We start from the raw sequence: 16,656 nt of genomic DNA on the forward strand, positions 1-16,656 counted from the left end.
GATTGCGTTGGCAATAGCCATCGGACAATCGGACAGAGTTGATATCCCTTATCTACTCTTTCGATATGGCGGCTTGGGCCACGCGAGGAGGATATTTAAGGAGATGGCAAAAGATTGGGATCCATTCGCGATTGATTTTGCCGCGATCCGTACCTTGCGCTTGGTGTCGGAACTGGGTTCGTTTTCGAAAGCCGCCGAAGTGCTCGGTACGAACCAATCGACGATCAGCTACACGATGGACCGGCTACGCGCGGCGTTCCACGACAAGCTGTTCGTGCGCCAGCGCGGCGGTATCGCGCCAACGCCCCGCTGCGTCGAGATCGTCGAGTGTGCCAGCCGCCTGCTTGAGGGCTTTGAGGGCCTCATGCAGCCGACGGATTTTGATCCCGCCAGAGCGTCCGGGCGGGTCACGATCGCCTGCAACTATTACGAACGCTCGATGATTCTGCCGGGTACAATCGCCGAGATTAGGCGCCTAGCGCCGCGCCTGGTGCTGGAGATCAAGGCGGCACGCGCCAAAGGCATCGCGTATCTCAAACGCGGCGAAGCCGATCTTCTCCTCGGCCCCTACGACGTGCAGGAGGACGGCCTCTATCATCGCAATCTGCTGGATGACCACTATGTGTGCGTCATGCACCGCGGCCATCCGCTCGCCGGCAGGAGGCTGCGCGTCGACGACTATGTCAAGGCGAGCCATGCCGTCGTCACCTATGGCGGCACCTGGCGCTCAGGCTACCTCAGAGAGCTCGATGAACGCGGTCTGTCGCTCAACCGGGTAGTCACGGTACCGAGCATCTCAGATCTCACCCACATTCTCCCCGGCACGGATCTGATCTCGACGGTGCCAAGCCGCATCGCTTCGAACATCGCCAAATCCGTCATAGCAACGTCATGTCCTTTCCCCGAACCGTTTCAGATCGGGATGACCTGGACGTCCCGGACGCATCATTCCGCCGCCCACCGGTGGCTGCGGCAACTCATGGCCCGAATTGCCGGCGCTCTGCCGTACAAGGCGCTCTCGCCGCGCCGTCTGGGCGCACCCGCGGCGGTGCCAATTCCAGAGCTTGAATTGGCTGCCTGCCGGCACGTGGGTCTCTCCGCTCCTTTCGAATTTGACGACCCCTCCTCTATTCTCACTAAGCCGCCGACTTGCCGATGGCCCTGCACGACTAAGTCGGTTTCCGACATTCCGATCAGATGAGGCGGCTTCGTTAAGTTCAAATCGGACGAGCTCTGGCCGTCCCGCCACGCGGATCGGAACGAGAAAACCGAGGTTGCCGGTGCCATGCTGTCGGCTTCAAAGAGTGTTGCTTCCGCGCGGATCGAGCGCGCGCACCAAGCTTACTCCTTGTCTTGCCCGGCGACGACGAAACGAGCCTGTGGCCTTCGCCGTCTTCGTCATCGAACATATTCAAGTCATTGAAAGAGCAAGTTGCGCGAATCTATCAAGTATGATGTTTTTGGTAGATTTGACATGAGGCTTTCCTGCGCGTAAGCACCGAAAATGTTTTTTGACAGTGGGCCAGCAGATGGGTTTGGCAGACGATGAATCGTGCCGTGGCCGCGGACACAGCCAGCAAGGCGAGTGCGGCATGAACTCCTCTTTCCATCGGCTGCTCGCGGATTACGTGGAGTATCATCGCGCCCCCTGGAATTGCGCGATGCACGTCTTCGGCATCCTGTTCTTGTTTCTCGCTGTCAGTCTTCCGCTCAGCCGTTGGGTCATCACACTGTTCGGGATCCACATCAGCGTGGCGGCCATCGCGCTCGCGCCTGTGCTCATCCTTTGGTTCGTGCTCGACTTCGAGCTTGGCGCCGCGATCCTTGGCGCTGTGATCGCATTGCTTGGAGCTGCGGCCGTGATCCTCAAGCATGTGACGACCGTCGGGATGTGGTCGCTTACTGCCGCCCTGATTGTGCTCGGCGTTGCATCGCTGATCATTGGGCACTCGGTGTTCGAGCGCCGGCGGCCGGCAATGGTCGACAATCCTAGCCATCTATTGGTCGGACCCATGTTTGTCATGGCGAAGTTGGTTGTCGCGCTCGGCTTTCGGCACGATCTCGGCGTCATCGTCGGGAAGCGTCGCCAGGCGCCTTTCCGGTGACCATATTTTCTCGCTACCGTCGCTTCGCGAGGGTCAATTTAAATGTTTTGTATTTTGTGCGCAGCTCGATGAAGGTGGGGATGCCGGCCTCTAGACTGCCAGACGGACGCCTGCGTACCTCGTTGAATCTATTTTGATGAGTTCAGCCAACCAGGGCTCCAACCACGACTCGACCTGATCTATCCATGACGCAAGAGGTCGGCATAGAGTCGGCGATGCGTGCGTACCCGCCTCATCGATCTGGGCATAGATCTCGATGTCGTCGAGCCGGTGCGCCACCAGGAAGGCGGTTCGCACCTCGAGGCCGACCGCGAGCGTCTGGCGATATGATGGTCTGGCCGGTGAGTGAGCTTGCGCTTTGATCTTGGGTATCGTGGTATATTCAAGACACATCGTGGCGCGCAGCATTAAGCTTCGAAGTGATCATCGTCCATGGCAGCAGCATCCTCATCGCGCCAGCGATCGATCCTGGTCAGGGCGAGGACCGCGCATGGTCGAGCGGAGCGATGGCACGAGCCAACCGGAGCCTTGTTGGCCTTCGCCCCATTGATTTTCGCGTTGAAGATCTTCAGGGTGCCGGCAGCTGCTTAAGGATCAACTTACACAGCATGGTTCCGATCGAACGAGCTGACCAAAATCAGGAGAACAGGCCGACCGGAATAGGTCGCGCGCACTTCGGCTCCTGCGGCCACTTTTCCTTCCACAGCACGAGTTCGTTGTTACGATGGACGCTAAGATGCTCCCCCGGAAGACACACTCGTCTCCCATCGCGGAGGCAGCGAAGTCGGTGTCGCTATTCGCTGCAACATAATTCTCCCATCTCGCTTTTCTGCCTGTCGGCTCAGAACAATGTCGCCCCGCCCGAGTAGATCGGCCGGGGCGTTCTCGGCGCGAGGCCTACTCGCCGGTCTTGCGCGGGCGCGACCAGAGGAGGGTGTAGCTTTCGCCGGCTTCGTCGTCGAACAGATTCGCGTAGATCGGCGCGTTGAACGAGGGGTCATCGAGCTTGAGCGAGAGGTAATCGCGACCTTCCTCGGACCGCTTGGACCAGGCCGCCCCGATCTCAACTTTATGCGGTGCACCGCATAAGGCGAAGATCGGGGCCGCCTGATTCAAACGCTCCAAGGAGGCCCGCGATTATCTCGGTCTGAAGCCTCGACGATCCGAGCTCCACCGCTCCGATCTTCGCCAACCTCTTCGCCGACGAGGAAGATGAGGGCTTCAGCCTGATCTGGTCCCGTCCCAGCCGTCGCAACGGCGACTGACCCGATCCACAATGCCTCGCCCGGCTCGTCCGGGCGGGGCATTACCTTGCGCAGGAGCCGGCCGCGATCTTGCGGCAGCGTCGCACTCCGACTATGCGAGCTTCGCAGGACGGACGCACCGATTCCCTCAAGGAGTTTTAGTCGCAAGTAACCGAGGGCGCGTCATCGTGCTTGAGGTGTCGCTTTCGGACATTGTAACTCACCAGCCAGATCACGCCGACCGCGATCGGCACGAAGGCTGCGGTCAGGAACGAGGGCTCTACTCGCAGTCCGACATCATGCGCGCCCTTGGCAAGATAACTAAACAGGCTGACCACATAATATCCGATCGCCCCAACCGACAATCCTTCGACCGTGCACTGCAGCCGAAGTTGCTGTCTCGCGCGCTCGTTGATAGCCTGCAACAGGTCACGATTCTGTCGTTCGATTTCGACGTCGACCCGGGTTCGCAACAAATCGGCGGCGCGCGCGAGCTTGACCGACAAAGTTGCCTGGCGATCCTCCACAGTTGCGCAGGTTCGCATCGCCGGCGCCATCCGGCGTGCCAGAAACGACGACCAGGTTGGATAGCCCGAGACATCGTTGCCTTCGATGATGGATAGTCGCGATTGGACCAGCTCGTTATAGGCCCTGCTGGCGCCGAATCGAAACAGGCTGCCAGTCGCCCCTCTTTCGAAGGAGGCGGCCAGAGCCGTCAGCTCGGCAAGCAGATGGTTGTTGAACTGCAGCCCCTCACCGGTTTGCATTTTCTCGAGCGCCTCTACAAGACGGCGGTCGATGCGATCAACAGATGGTGCAAGCTCAAGGGCCGCCGACAGGCCAAGCAGCGCCAATGGACGGTAGGTCTCGATTTCCAGAAGCCGTTGCACCAGCGCTCCGAGATCGTGCGACGTCAACCCGAGGTCGCAGACGAGGATTTTCGTGAAGCCTTTTTCGTCTACGCGGAAGTCTGAAGCGGCAACTGCTGCGCCGCTCTTTGTGGCGACCATGGCCAGGCTGTTCTTGTCAAAAATCTGTTCGGCCCTCCTGGTCGGCGAGGCGTCCCGCTCCACTTCTAGCCTGATCGCGACCAGCAACTGTCCGGTCTGACGTAACGCGCGGATCAGCGATCGGACGGTGCCATCAACTTTGTTAAAATGGTCTGCGGCAGAACAATTTGCGTTAGTCCAGATCCACGTGAATGTTGTAAATTCCGAATGCTGCTCCCAGCGTAGCGTAGCGGGCCCGATGACAATCTGATGAAGTTTCGCCGATTGCTCAGGCGGCGTAAGATTGCGCTCCAGGCAAAAATCGATAAAACGGCAGCGATCGCTTGTGGCCGCCTCGCCCTGTGCAAGAAAAGCGAAGTGGATCACGCTGAAGGGCGAAACAAGGCGCGTGAAGGGGCGCGCGTGCACTTCGCCGAGCACAGCGTCGCGTTGCGGATGTGGCGTGAAGGTTCGCAGATCCAGTTCATCGATCATGTATTGACGCCTCGCTTCAGAGTGAGCAGGCAACCGTCAGCCTTGACGCGGGAGGCAATGGCGGTGCTGGGAAACGGTTGCGCGCGGCTAGCTTGCTGATCGAGTCATGTCGATGATCACTACCGAGGCCGCCCTGAACTCGGGAAGAGGTCTTGCGGGAGGAAGGTCAGGCCAGGCAGATTGAGATGGTGCCGCCTCATCCAGCTTTCGAATGACGCCAGGCGCTCTTCTGAAAGCAGTTGTCCGGTGGGATGACCGATGCCGCGCGAGGCCGTGGCAAGCAGGAACGTCTTCCGTTCTCCCAGCGTGGTACAGATAAACGACTTCCGGTGCGGCAACCGCATTGTCGATTGACGGATCGAGGCCCAAACTCGGCTCCCATCTTTTGCCGGCGCCACGCCTCCTGGCGCCGAGAGCCGGTGCAGGATTTGGGCCAGCACGATAGAAGGGGCGCTCTCGCGTCTTTTTTGCGCAATGTGGCTTTCGAAGACAGGCGGAGGCGGTTCAGACATGAGGACGCTTGTATTCTCACAGAACGCGCACGTGGCACAGGCCACAGCGAAGGCTGTTTTCGGCAAGGTGATCGCTCACCCGGCCGCTGCCATTGTTTGAGCGGCCACGCTCTGGTTGGATTTGTCGATGCAGAGCCATGCGAGTGACCCCGCGCGCCCACCGGGCAAGGCTCGGCGATGGCTGATAACGTCACGTCGCGTGAGGTTGACTGGATCAAGCATAGAGCCTCTCCTCGCCTTTGAAGCGTCACTGAGAGCAGCGCAAGCGTTGCGGCTCGACCGGTTGTCGCAGCGAGGCAGACCCTATTCCGTTCATGCCGTGTTCGGACCCGTGCGGACAGCGGCATCAAATGTGACTTGGCCAAAGAACGCAGGTTAGCTTGAGTCCATTCGTTGCTCGGTCCCGCACACGGACGGGCGCACTTCGTCCATCCAGACCCGGCGGGGTCGTCTCGGCAACCGCGCAATGCACTCGCGCTGCATCATCTGCCGACTCTTGCTCGCAAAATTCGAAAATACCAGGTCGCCGCTATCTGGCCTGCTTAGAGCCCGTAAAGACCCGCTTTGGTGGCTTGCCGTGGCGCTTTTCGCACACTGTCGTCGCATCTTGAACACCGTGTGAGGGCCTGAACGACGCACAAGACGCACTGAGTGGCTAGAATGCCTCGTCTTCCAATTCTCCTCGCTCCAGAAATGCCAGCCTGTATACTCAGAGCACTGGTACAACGCTTGCTAAGGATGAACCGAAGTTTCGCCTTCATAGGCAGATTTGCCATGCGAGGCGGCCCGCCAGATCGGCTCCTTAACAAGTAGGTGACTTATATGTCCGGTGTCGCCGGTGCATTTCTCTGCGCTTCAAGCGAACCATCGCCGCGCGTTGTTGATCAGCTAAAGAAAATGATTCCGACACTTGCGCTCCGTGGGCAAGCAGGTGTCGTGGTCTCCGCCTTCATGCAAGAGCGTGGGATCCGATGCGGAAGGGCGTTTCAATCGAACGACAATTCAGTGCGCATTGACTGCATCGAACAGGAGCCGCGCCTTCGGCCTCATGTCGCAATCGCGCAGATCCGTAGCAGATCCCATGGAACTGGGGGTGACGGCGATGTGCCGTCAATTCCTAGTCGCCATTTTGCAATTTCTCTGGATGGCGCCTTGGTGAACGCCCGTGAACTCAGGAGCGAATTACGGGCTCAGGGCCAACTGATAGCTCCCAACACAGACACCGAGCTCTTGCTGAGGTGGATTGAACGATCTTGCGAACATGAATATTGGCGTCACGGCTTGCCCGCAGACTACGAAGCTATCTTTCGCGAGCTTGATGATCGTATCGATGGTGCCATTACCGCGCTTTTGCTAGATAAGAACGGAGATCTTGTTGCATACCGCAATCGAAGCGGCTTGCGACCATTGGAGACTATGCGGACAAACGATGGATTGTTGCTCTTTGCTTCTGAAACTTGTGCCTTCGCTGGCTTGGAAGGTAAGATCCAGCAGCTCTCGCCTGGGAGCATACAGCGCGTGGATGCTAAGACGGGCGGCAGCGTTGACCACCCCCTGAACAGCCGAGGATGTAAGGCCAAACTCTGCGCCTACGAGACTCTCTATTTGGGAAGTCCGAACACATCGGTCGAAGGCCATTCACATCGCCAGACCCGTTACAACATCGGGCTCGCCTTGGGGAGATTTGTTGCGGAGCGAGTTCAAGCAGAGCCATTCTTGATGCCGCCAATCGTGTCCTCCATGCCAAATACTGGGGGGCCGTACGCCGACGGTCTGTTTGACTCTCTCGCCGAACAGGGCGTGCTAGCCGAGCGTCGTGACGCAGTGGCAACGCAATTTCCTGAGCGAACGCTCCTGGGCAAACCCAGGGCCCGGCAATCTCGCATTGCTCAGAAGTATCGAGTGTCGGAACCTGCCGTCGCTAAGCGGACGATAATAGTTGTCGACGAGGCCCTCATTCGAGGCGATACCAGCCAAGCCGTCACAACGATGCTCCTTGCTGCTGGAGCCAAGGCCGTACATTGGGCGATTGGTTCGCCGCCTATAGTTGCTCCAAACTACTACGGCATGGGTATTGATACGCTAGATGAGCTCGCATTCTGGCAGGCATTGAAGCGGTTGCCGCCCGAACTGCGCGCCCAGTGCCTTCGCTTTCACAGGATGGACCCGCCAGCCCTCAGACTCATTGAAAGCAACATTGCGACGGCGATCCAAGCAGCAACAATAACTTATCTGCCTTTCCGCGCCCTAGTATCCATATTGGCCAACAGGCTAGAGGGCATCGATTTGTCCCCCTTCACGTTGGAGATGCCCACCCCCGCTGGACGGCAGCGCGCGGCCAGAAACTTGGCAGCGTTGCTGGCGGCTCTTCCCGTCAATCCCCGTCTGAGGTCAGGATCATGAAGCCCGCGCTCGTATTTGACTGGAACGGAACACTGCTCGATGACACGTACGCGCTGCTCGAAACGACCAATGTCATTCTGGACCGCTTTGGTCGTCCGAGCATCGATATAAAGACCTTTCGAGATCGTTGTGATGTTCCCCTCTCTCGTCTCTACCTTAGCCTTGGAATGTCGCGCGAAGAGATTGGGGCAGTGGAGCGTGACGATGGCGCACTGTTTCACGACTTATACGAGCCTCTTGCGGACAAGGCCGATCTACGTGAGGGGGCGCGCAGAGTGCTCGAGATAGCGCGACGACAATCCGCTCTACTCATCATCCTCAGCAACCACATAGTCGCGCCTCTACAGTCCCAGCTGAGGAGGCTTGGAGTAGATCACTACATCACCGATGTGCTCGCTTTTGAAAGCCGCGCCACGCAATACAAATCGATGAGCAAAGGAGAGCGACTTCGGCTTTATATGCAAAGCTACGACCTGAAGCCCGCATCAACCTTCATCATCGGCGATATGCCCGTGGAGACTGATATTGCACGTAATCTCGGTCTGACAAGCATATCCATTACCGGAGGATTTGTTTCGACCTCGCGCCTGCAAGCCGCGCGTCCAGATTACACGATCAACAACCATCACGAGCTGCTGCCCATCCTGCAAAGCCGTGGCTACTTTTCGGAATGCTAAGTCATGAGCAAGGGACCATCAGCAAGCGCGGCTCCCAGACTGATCAAGCAGAGCGTAGGGCTTATCGGAGCGGGGCGCATGGGAACAGGTATAGGCATCAGCCTGCTGCGTCAGCAACGCGAACTCCACATCAAAGTCAACAAGAACCGCTTCGGTGCTGATCGCCTGACAGGTGCAGGGGCCCGCGAGCATACGTCGATCGCTGAGTTGGCGCAGCATGTAAGTGTGGTGGTGTTGTCCTTACCGTCCAGCCGCGAAGTTGAGACGGTGTGCCTCGATCACGACGGACTGTTTGATCACATGTGCCGAGGAGGTTTGATAATTGATTGTACGACCTCGTATCCCGCATCGACCATTGCGTTGGCGAAAACGGCGCAAAGACGAGGTCTAAGCTTTATTGATGCTCCAGTAACACGAAGCCCCGAGCAAGCAGAGCTCGGCCTTCTCAATGCGATGGTTGGATCGGATGCAACACTCTTTCCAGTCGCCGAACGCATTCTTGCTGCGTTTTGCGAGACGATTATGCATGTTGGAGATGTCGGACACGGCCACAAGCTCAAGCTTGTTTACAACAGCATGACTATGGGCATAGCTGCGGTCGCCGCCGAGGTCTGCCAATTCGCGGATGGTCTTCAGATAGATCTTGTAACGCTACGCTCTTTGGTCAGTCGGGGCTCTACGAACAGCGGAATATTCCAAGCCTTCGCCGCCTTTTTGCTGGGAGAGAAACCAGATGCACTGGCAATCTCGATTGCAAATGCTGCAAAGGACATCGAATGTGCTGTGCGCCTAGCGCGCGAGAGTGCCGTTTCCGTGCCGGTCCTGGATGCTGCCGCCCATGAATTCAAGCTCTCGGTTGTCGCAGGCAAAGGTGAACTGACCCTACCACATTTGGCCCGGCCATAAACGCTTCGTATGACTCCATGCGGGCCATTTTTTCCACCACCCCGTGGTGTCCCCTCGAATCCCTCGGCATCGAGACCGATGATCACGGCGAGATGGTCCGCATCTTCAAAGAAGACAGCGGCGTTTCTTATAACGATGGGATGGAGTTCGATCCAAACAGCGTCAAGGTCAATCGCATTCGCGAGAAATCCGAGTATGGCGGCCTGCGGATCAGCGCCGACGCATTGGTCGATACCGCTAAGGCCCGTATCGTTATCGATATGGCCTTTGGTGATGCGGTCGAACCGGGTCTACTGGAAATGGACCTGTCGGTTCTCCACGATCTTCCTGCTCCGCATCTGTGCGCTTATGCGCGCGAGATGGGTCCTCGCCGGGAACTTCCAGGCGTGGTCATGCTGGGCCGCCCCAATATTCGTGGTGCTCGCGGGCTATCATTGGCGCGGAGGTTTGAGGGCTTTGGCACACACAGCTGTTATCCGTCCGCGCTGATTTGCCGGCCAAAGTATCTTACTTCTGCTCCCGCCTGAATGAACAATAAGGTGTCAGTCCAGCAAAGAAAAAGAACCGCTGCCGGGTTGCACCGACAGCGGCTGAAGTCTGGGGAGAAGGCAGACATACCGGTCTGCCAGCGGAGAAGAGCGGCGCGCTTGAGGCAATCCGGCCGCACTAACGAGGTCGTTCTGCTCCGGTTTGGAATTTGGATTCCGAGTCTAGCTCGCTTGGCTCACAAATTTGGTGTTCAGATAGCTCTCGATTGCCTCGAGGCCACCTTCTGAACCGAAGCCGGATTCCTTCGTTCCTCCGAAGGGCACTTCGGGAAGCCCAAGCCCATGATGATTGATCGACACCATGCCGCATTGAAGATCGGCCCCGATCGCGGCCATCGTTGCGGCGGATCGCGTGTAGGCGTAGGCGGCGAGCCCGTAAGGCAGTCGATTGGCCTCCGTGACGACCTCGTCATAGGTTTCAAACCGCGCAATCGGGGCGACGGGGCCGAACGGCTCTTCATTCATGATGCGAGCTTGAGGTGGAACATCGGTCAGGACGGTCGGCTCAAAGAAGTATCCCGCATCGCCGATACGCTTGCCGCCGGTGCACAACTGGGCGCCGCAATCGAGAGCGTCCGCGACAAAGCTCTCCATTGCGTCGACCCGCCGCGAATTGGCGAGCGGCCCCATCCGGCTGTCTCTTTCAAGGCCATTGCCAACCTTGATCGCGCTGGCCTCGGCAACGAACCTCTTGACGAAATCTTCATAGATACTCTCATGCACCAGAAACCGCGTCGGCGAGACGCAGACTTGGCCCGCATTGCGGAACTTGTTCGCCGATAAGATTCTTGCGGCTTTCTCGATGTCGGCATCCGGGAAAACGATGGCAGGCGCATGCCCGCCGAGCTCCATGGTGGCGCGCTTCATATGGGCGCCGGCAAGGGCTGCGAGATGCTTTCCGACCACGGTCGAACCGGTGAAGGAGACTTTCCGGACGATAGGATGGCGTATGAGATAATCTGAGACTTCGGATGGCACCCCGAAGACGAGATTGATCACACCCGCCGGCAAGCCCGCATCCACGAAACTACGCACCAGCTCCATGCAGCTCGCTGGCGTTTCTTCAGGTCCCTTGACGATGATGGAGCAGCCCGCTGCAAGGCTGGCGGAGATCTTCCGTACGGCCTGGTTGATCGGAAAATTCCACGGCGTAAATGCCGCAACCGGCCCGACCGGCTCCTTGGTCACGAGCTGGGCGATATTGGCAAAGCGCGCCGGCACGATCCGCCCATAAGCGCGCCGCCCTTCCTCGGCCAGCCAGTCGATGATATCGGCAGCAAGGAGCGCTTCAGCACTCGACTCGCTGAGCGGCTTACCCTGTTCGAGCGTCATGATCGATGCGATGTCGGTTGCGCGCGAGCGTATGAGATCGGCGGCCTTGCGCATCGTCCTGTATCGGTCAAAGGCCGGAACCTTTCGCCAAATCTCGAAGCCCTCCTTAGCGGCCATGATCGCACGATCGAGATCGCCGTGTGACGCATAAGGAGTTTCGCCAATTGGCTGTCCGGTCGCGGGGTTGAGGATCTTTTCGGAGCGATCTGCCTCCCCTTCTGTCCATTCGCCGGCAATGAACATCCTAATCTTGGGGTAAACAGGTTCTGCCTGGGTCGCTTGCTCCTTGCGCTTCATGCCCTCACCTCAATGTGCCCAGCGAAGAGCCAGCGGATTGAGCTCACGCGCAAGCTCGATCAGTCCGGCTCTCGTCGCGGGATGGATCTGCTCGAGCGGATGCCGCACGGTTTCGCATTTGATCACGCCACCTTCAGCCATCACGCTCTTGGCCGCGCGCAGACCGCACTGGCGGTTTTCGAAATTGATGAGCGGCAGCACCCTTGCATACGCAAGAGCGGCTTCCTGCCTGCAGCCCGCTTTATGATGATCGAGCACTGGGCGGAGCAGATCGGGCAATAGCGCGCTTGACATTGTTCCGATCGCACCGGCATCGAGGTCTGCCATCATGGTGATGGCTTCCTCCCCGTCAAAAGGACCAATGATGACCTCACCGCCGAGCTCGATCAGACTGCGCAGCTTGGCAGCCGCAAACGGCACCTCGATCTTGAAATATCTGGCGAGCGGCACCTCGCAAGCGAGCCGGACGAGAAACGGGACCGTCAATGTCACGCCGGAGAGCGGCGCGTCCTGGACCATGATTGGGATCCCGGCTGCGTCTGCGACTCGGCCGAAATGGTCGATCATAGCGCCTTCATCCGCCTTGAGGCTTGCACCATGATAAGGCGGCATCAGCATGAGGAGGCTTGCCCCACGTTCAGCCGCATAGCGGGCGCGTTGCACTGCAATCTGGGTGCTGAAATGGCTGCAGGTCACCATGACTGGCTTGCGGCCCGCGACATGGGAAAGACAGAGTTCGACCAGAATGTCACGTTCCTGATCGGACAGCAGGAACTGCTCGGAATAGTTCGCCAGAATGCAGATCCCGTCCACACCTTGATCAATCATGCAATCGAGAACGCGTCGCTGCCCTTCGAGATCGAGATCTCCAGAGTCCGTAAACGGCGTCGGAGCGACCGGGAACAAGCCGCGATAGATGGGAGTTTTCGCATTTCTCATGTAGAGGTTTCCAGACAGGAGGCAGTCAGTTGCTGTCGAACTCGATCAGCCCATCGCGAACATCCAAGGAGGAGCCGATGCCGTCGCACTTTTTGGACAGATTGACTGGCCTGGCGTCACAAACAGATTGGTTTGAGGCTTGCTCGCGTTGGAAGCCTTTAGCGCCTCCTCATTAGATCCAGCCAGGCGGCACCAGATCCGTCAGGATGGCAAGGCATTCAAACAGGAAGTAGCTTCCGAAGATCAGCTCGACGTTCTGGGCCGCATCGATATCGCGCACGATCGCCTTTCGGGTGAAGCAGCCGCCGGTGAGCATTCCAGGCGGGCGCGGATCATCGGGAGCAGTCGGTGTCAGAAATTTCGAGATCAGCTGAGTAACTGTGCGCTCTGCAAATGCCCGATATTTGGCGCCGCGCTCAGGACGAAGTGCGGATGCGAGGCGCAGCGCTGCGGCAGCAGCGATAGAAGTGGCCGCAGTATCCCTGCTGGTGTTGGGGATCGCCGGATCGTCGAAATCCCAGAAGGCAATGAGATCCGCAGGGACATGGTCGATCCACCAGTCGAGAAGGCGTACGGCATAGTCGCGCCACAGCGGTTCCTCCGGACGGACCATGGCGGCGTGAGCGGTGTAGAGCATCGCCCATCCCTGCGCCCGGCCCCAGGTGCTGATATCGCTATATCCCTTGTGCGTGTGCGTTCTGAGCACCTGGCCGGTGCGTGGATCAAGGGTGGAAGACTGGATGACTGAATTGTCCTGCCGTACGTGGATCTCGAGGACACGCCGCATATGTGCATTGGCGACCTCCTCCATCCGAGCATCGGAAAGCTCCTCCGCGGCCCAATAGAGCAGGCCTGTCGCCTGGAGCGAGTCGATGCTGCTCTCGGCGGCTCCGACTGCGTTCGCCTCCTCGGCATCGCTGCCCAACGGTATCAGTCCGAGGTGCGGATCGAACATATCACGAAGCGACCTAGCAGCTGTCAGAGCCACCGCGCGCGCGTTTTCTTCCTTGAACAGGATGCTGGCCAGGGCCCCAGCATGATAGAAGCCGAAACCCTTGAAGGCCGTCAGGCGCTCGGCACGCGGCAACATTCGGTCTAGCGCAGCACGCGCGTCTTCGATTGGGAACTGCCTGGGATCAGCGAGATGCGCGAGCCAAAGCTCACCGACAAATGCCCCGCCGGTCCAATCACCATCGGGCGTAAACGTCCATTTTCCGTCGGCAGCACTGGCCCAATGCGGCAAGCCCGAGCGTGCAGCGTCCCTGGTCTCTGCAATGCGCTTCAGCATACGCTCGCGCGCGGGCAGATATTGGTTTTCCGACATGGCTTCTGGTCCAACATAAAACTCGCCGCGCGGCTTTGGCCTGGCGGCAACTTGAAGTTCTCTACGAACAGTCCTGGGCTGGCGTGAACGGTCAGTGTTCACGAGACTTCCAAGCCTGCTTGGTTGCATCGCTGCCGAGGAGCACGTCTCATCAGCAGCACCGAAAGGAGAGCCGCGCGCAAGTTTATGCCGATCACCATGCCCCTCCTGACGTAAGCGTGTTACTTTCGAAAGGTCTCTTTGTTCGTTTATTGATGCGAGACCGCAGCGCCGATGGCGCCAATATCGTAAAGATGCTTCAATTTCCTGGCGTCATAGCCCAGCTCCTTCAGAATCTCTTCCGTTTGAGCACCGAGCTTTTGCGGCGGCAAACGCACGTCCGGCTGCTCGCCGTCGTAGCGGACGGGATGGCTGACAAGGGTGATGGGAGTTCCGGTCGCGCCGGTCACGACCTGGAAATTTTTGTTGTGCGCGATCTGCGGATCCGCAACGACGTCGGCATAATCGTTCACCGCAGCGTGCCAAATTCCACGCGCCTCGAACAGGACGATGCATTCCGTGGTTGAGCGTTTAGCGACGTTGGCGGCAATCATGGCTGAGGCCTCGTCCCGCCGGCGATACGCCTCCTCGTCAGGAATTCGCTGATCGGCCGGAAGGCCAAGCGCGTCTGAGAGCGCCTCCAGCGATCCCAAAGAGATCGCAATGTGTCCATCGCGCGTCGCATAGATGCCGTAAGGCGCGCCGTAGTACCAGCCGGCCACGGGGCCCGGCTGACGGACGTCGTCAGGCCTTTGGCCGTTCAGGTAGCAGGTAAAAGATTCCATCTGCAGGTCGAGCGCAGCCGACAGCAGGCTAACATCGACGCGGCAGCCCTGCCCCGTCCGCGCCTTCCTCACCAGGGCAGCCAGGATCCCCGCCGCAAACAAGGCGGCGCCGTGATGATCGATGGCGGAAACGCCGACAGCCCGCGGCCCCTGCTCGCGGCTTCCTGTGATCATCGCAAGTCCTGATAACGCCTGGATCAAGAGATCCTGGCCTGGGCGATCGACGTAGGGCCCGTCAGGACCGTAGCCGGAGGCAGCGGCATAGATGATCTGCGGATTGATCTTCCTTGCATCATCGTACCCGAGACCAAGCTTGTCGAGCACACCCGGGCGGAAGTTCTCTGCGATCACATCCGATTGCGCGATCAGTTGCTTGGCGATGGCCACGGCTTCGGGTTTTTTCAGATCGAGCGTGAGGCTGCGCTTGTTGCGGTTTCCCGTCAGAAGCAACATCGACTGGCCATCAACCCGCTTGTCCGCCCCTCCCCATTTCCTCTGAAAGGCCCCTCCGGGCGGTTCCACGGCGATCACGTCCGCACCGAGGTCGGCAAGAAACTGCACGCCGACCGGACCCATCAGAAAGTGATTGAGGCTGAGGACACGAATGCCCTTCAAGAGATCGACCATACATTCCTGCTTTCGGTTTACCTGAGATCGAGCTGCTTTGCTCTCGATTTCTGAAATCGATTTCAGGGTTAGGCTGACCAAGAACCAGAGTCAAGCGAATCAACCCCTTTCGAATGAGATTCGCTTCGTCCCGCTCCATCTGCGCATGAGAGGGCGAGAAATAGCCCCGATGGCCCGCATACAGGGCTTGAGAAGGTGGCGCTCGTGATGGTTTAACCCTTTTGAGGGGAGACCCTCTCCTTCTCCTGGTAGCTAACGCAAATGGACAAGAAACCTGTAATCGCGCCAAAAGGCCGCCAGCAGCCGCGCGTGAAGATCGAGGACGTTGCCCGGAAGGCGAATGTATCGCCTGCGACGGTGTCGCGCGTGCTTAATCATCCCGATATCGTCCGGCCGGAGCTTCGCGACAGGGTCATGCGGCATATCAATGACCTGGCCTACACGCGCGATAGCGCAGCCAGAGCATTGAAATCGGGACGTATGCGGACCGTCGGCGTCATCGTTCCGACGCTGGCGCTCGGTATCTTTGCAGAAGGCGTGGAAGCGCTCCAGAACCGCCTTAGCGAAAGCGGCTACACGCTGTTCATTGCGAATTCGCAATATGACCAGCGGCGTGAATTTCAGGAACTGCAAAGTCTCATTGAACGCGGCATCGATGGAATCGTGCTGGTCGGAGCTTCCCACGGACGGGAGCTGAGGAGCCTGATCGAACAGGCAGGCGTACCCGTCATCACCACCTACGTTGCCAAGGCCGGCGGCGGTATCCCCGCGATCGGGATCGACAATGAAAGCGCCACCCGCGAGATGACGGAGTATCTGCTAAGGCTTGGACACGTCCGTTTTGGCGCGATTGCCAACGTTGTTGCTGCGTCAAATGACCGATCCCGCGCCAGGCTCGAGGGAATTCAGCGCGCGCTCTCGGACGCCGGTCTCCCGCTCAAGCCAACCCAGACCGTCAAGGCCGATTATTCGCTGGCTCAGGGCCGTAGTGCCCTTCGTCAACTCCTCACCGATCATCCGGACACGACCGCAGTAATCTGCACCACCGACACGCTTGCCATCGGTGCAATGGCAGAGGCTCGCAAAATGGGGCTGGCCGTACCGGCCACGCTTTCCATCACAGGATTTGACGACGTGGAGCTGGCGGCGCAAATGGACCCGCCGCTCACGACAGTCAGTGTTCCGGCAGCAGAAATCGGCCGGGGAGCCGCCGATTATCTCATCAATGCCATTGCCGGAAGTCCTGTCCCGAGAAGCGTCGTGTTGCCCTACCGGCTGGTCATGCGGTCATCGAGCGCCCCGCCGCGGCCCAGCGTCCGTCCCGCCCGCCGCGGGCGCAGTCGAGATCATTGATCGGGCCGCGGGTGATAACTATTTCAGGACCGTATCCTGGCCTTCCCATCCGAGGACCCGGTGACGCAAGCTGCTCGTCCC

At 58.9% G+C, this 16,656-nt stretch carries 12 protein-coding genes and 2 pseudogenes; 8 read left to right on the forward strand and 6 right to left on the reverse strand.

What is annotated here, in order from left to right; genetic code table 11:
- Nucleotides 1–103: 103 nt before the first annotated feature.
- Nucleotides 104–1,201, forward strand: a complete 1,098-nt coding sequence (locus QA649_RS36095) for a LysR family transcriptional regulator (protein ID WP_283021353.1) — start codon at nucleotides 104–106, stop codon at nucleotides 1,199–1,201.
- 328 nt (nucleotides 1,202–1,529) lie between these two features.
- A complete protein-coding gene (locus QA649_RS36100) occupies nucleotides 1,530–2,105 on the forward strand; it encodes an Mpo1-like protein (protein ID WP_283021354.1) in 576 nt (191 codons plus the stop codon).
- A gap of 897 nt (nucleotides 2,106–3,002) precedes the next feature.
- Here QA649_RS36100 and QA649_RS36105 read toward each other — a convergent pair.
- A pseudogene (locus QA649_RS36105) lies at nucleotides 3,003–3,170 on the reverse strand (DUF736 domain-containing protein); the annotation flags it as partial.
- 22 nt (nucleotides 3,171–3,192) lie between these two features.
- On the opposite strand from QA649_RS36105, the pseudogene QA649_RS36110 reads away from it, so the two are divergent.
- A pseudogene (locus tag QA649_RS36110) lies at nucleotides 3,193–3,370 on the forward strand (DUF736 family protein); the annotation flags it as partial.
- 137 nt (nucleotides 3,371–3,507) lie between these two features.
- On the opposite strand, the gene QA649_RS36115 reads toward QA649_RS36110, so the two are convergent.
- Nucleotides 3,508–4,833 (reverse strand): DUF3422 domain-containing protein, encoded by a 1,326-nt coding sequence (locus QA649_RS36115; RefSeq protein ID WP_283021355.1) that lies wholly within the window; start codon nucleotides 4,831–4,833, stop codon nucleotides 3,508–3,510.
- 1,334 nt (nucleotides 4,834–6,167) lie between these two features.
- Between QA649_RS36115 and QA649_RS36120 the strand changes: the two genes are divergently transcribed.
- The 4 genes from QA649_RS36120 to QA649_RS36135 are packed head-to-tail and all read left to right on the forward strand — an operon-like array spanning nucleotide 6,168 to nucleotide 9,858.
- Complete coding sequence (locus QA649_RS36120) at nucleotides 6,168–7,748, forward strand: hypothetical protein (RefSeq protein WP_283021356.1); 1,581 nt, start codon at nucleotides 6,168–6,170, stop codon at nucleotides 7,746–7,748.
- Nucleotides 7,745–8,425: an HAD hydrolase-like protein gene (locus QA649_RS36125; RefSeq protein ID WP_283021357.1), complete on the forward strand. Its 681-nt coding sequence runs from the start codon at nucleotides 7,745–7,747 to the stop codon at nucleotides 8,423–8,425. Before QA649_RS36120 ends, QA649_RS36125 begins: the two co-directional genes overlap by 4 nt.
- Before the next feature lie 3 nt (nucleotides 8,426–8,428).
- Complete coding sequence (locus QA649_RS36130) at nucleotides 8,429–9,331, forward strand: NAD(P)-dependent oxidoreductase (RefSeq protein WP_157329676.1); 903 nt, start codon at nucleotides 8,429–8,431, stop codon at nucleotides 9,329–9,331.
- A 17-nt stretch (nucleotides 9,332–9,348) separates the two neighbouring features.
- A complete protein-coding gene (locus QA649_RS36135) occupies nucleotides 9,349–9,858 on the forward strand; it encodes a hypothetical protein (RefSeq protein ID WP_283021358.1) in 510 nt (169 codons plus the stop codon).
- A 183-nt stretch (nucleotides 9,859–10,041) separates the two neighbouring features.
- Here the strand turns inward: QA649_RS36135 and QA649_RS36140 are convergent, their stop codons facing one another.
- From QA649_RS36140 to QA649_RS36155, 4 genes are all read right to left on the reverse strand, one after another.
- On the reverse strand, nucleotides 10,042–11,508 hold the full coding sequence (locus tag QA649_RS36140) for an NAD-dependent succinate-semialdehyde dehydrogenase (RefSeq protein WP_283021359.1): 1,467 nt from the start codon (nucleotides 11,506–11,508) through the stop codon (nucleotides 10,042–10,044).
- A gap of 9 nt (nucleotides 11,509–11,517) precedes the next feature.
- Nucleotides 11,518–12,447 carry a dihydrodipicolinate synthase family protein gene (locus QA649_RS36145; protein WP_283021360.1) on the reverse strand — a complete coding sequence of 310 codons (930 nt, stop codon included), beginning with the start codon at nucleotides 12,445–12,447 and terminating at the stop codon, nucleotides 11,518–11,520.
- A 172-nt stretch (nucleotides 12,448–12,619) separates the two neighbouring features.
- A complete protein-coding gene (locus QA649_RS36150) occupies nucleotides 12,620–13,771 on the reverse strand; it encodes a hypothetical protein (RefSeq protein WP_283021361.1) in 1,152 nt (383 codons plus the stop codon).
- 248 nt (nucleotides 13,772–14,019) lie between these two features.
- Nucleotides 14,020–15,222 (reverse strand): CoA transferase, encoded by a 1,203-nt coding sequence (locus tag QA649_RS36155; protein ID WP_100233380.1) that lies wholly within the window; start codon nucleotides 15,220–15,222, stop codon nucleotides 14,020–14,022.
- 261 nt (nucleotides 15,223–15,483) lie between these two features.
- On the opposite strand from QA649_RS36155, the gene QA649_RS36160 reads away from it, so the two are divergent.
- Nucleotides 15,484–16,575 carry a LacI family DNA-binding transcriptional regulator gene (locus tag QA649_RS36160; RefSeq protein ID WP_283021362.1) on the forward strand — a complete coding sequence of 364 codons (1,092 nt, stop codon included), beginning with the start codon at nucleotides 15,484–15,486 and terminating at the stop codon, nucleotides 16,573–16,575.
- Nucleotides 16,576–16,656 lie beyond the last annotated feature (81 nt).

The sequence above is a fragment of the Bradyrhizobium sp. CB1717 genome (genome assembly GCF_029714325.1).
Taxonomy (GTDB): Bacteria; Pseudomonadota; Alphaproteobacteria; order Rhizobiales; family Xanthobacteraceae; genus Bradyrhizobium.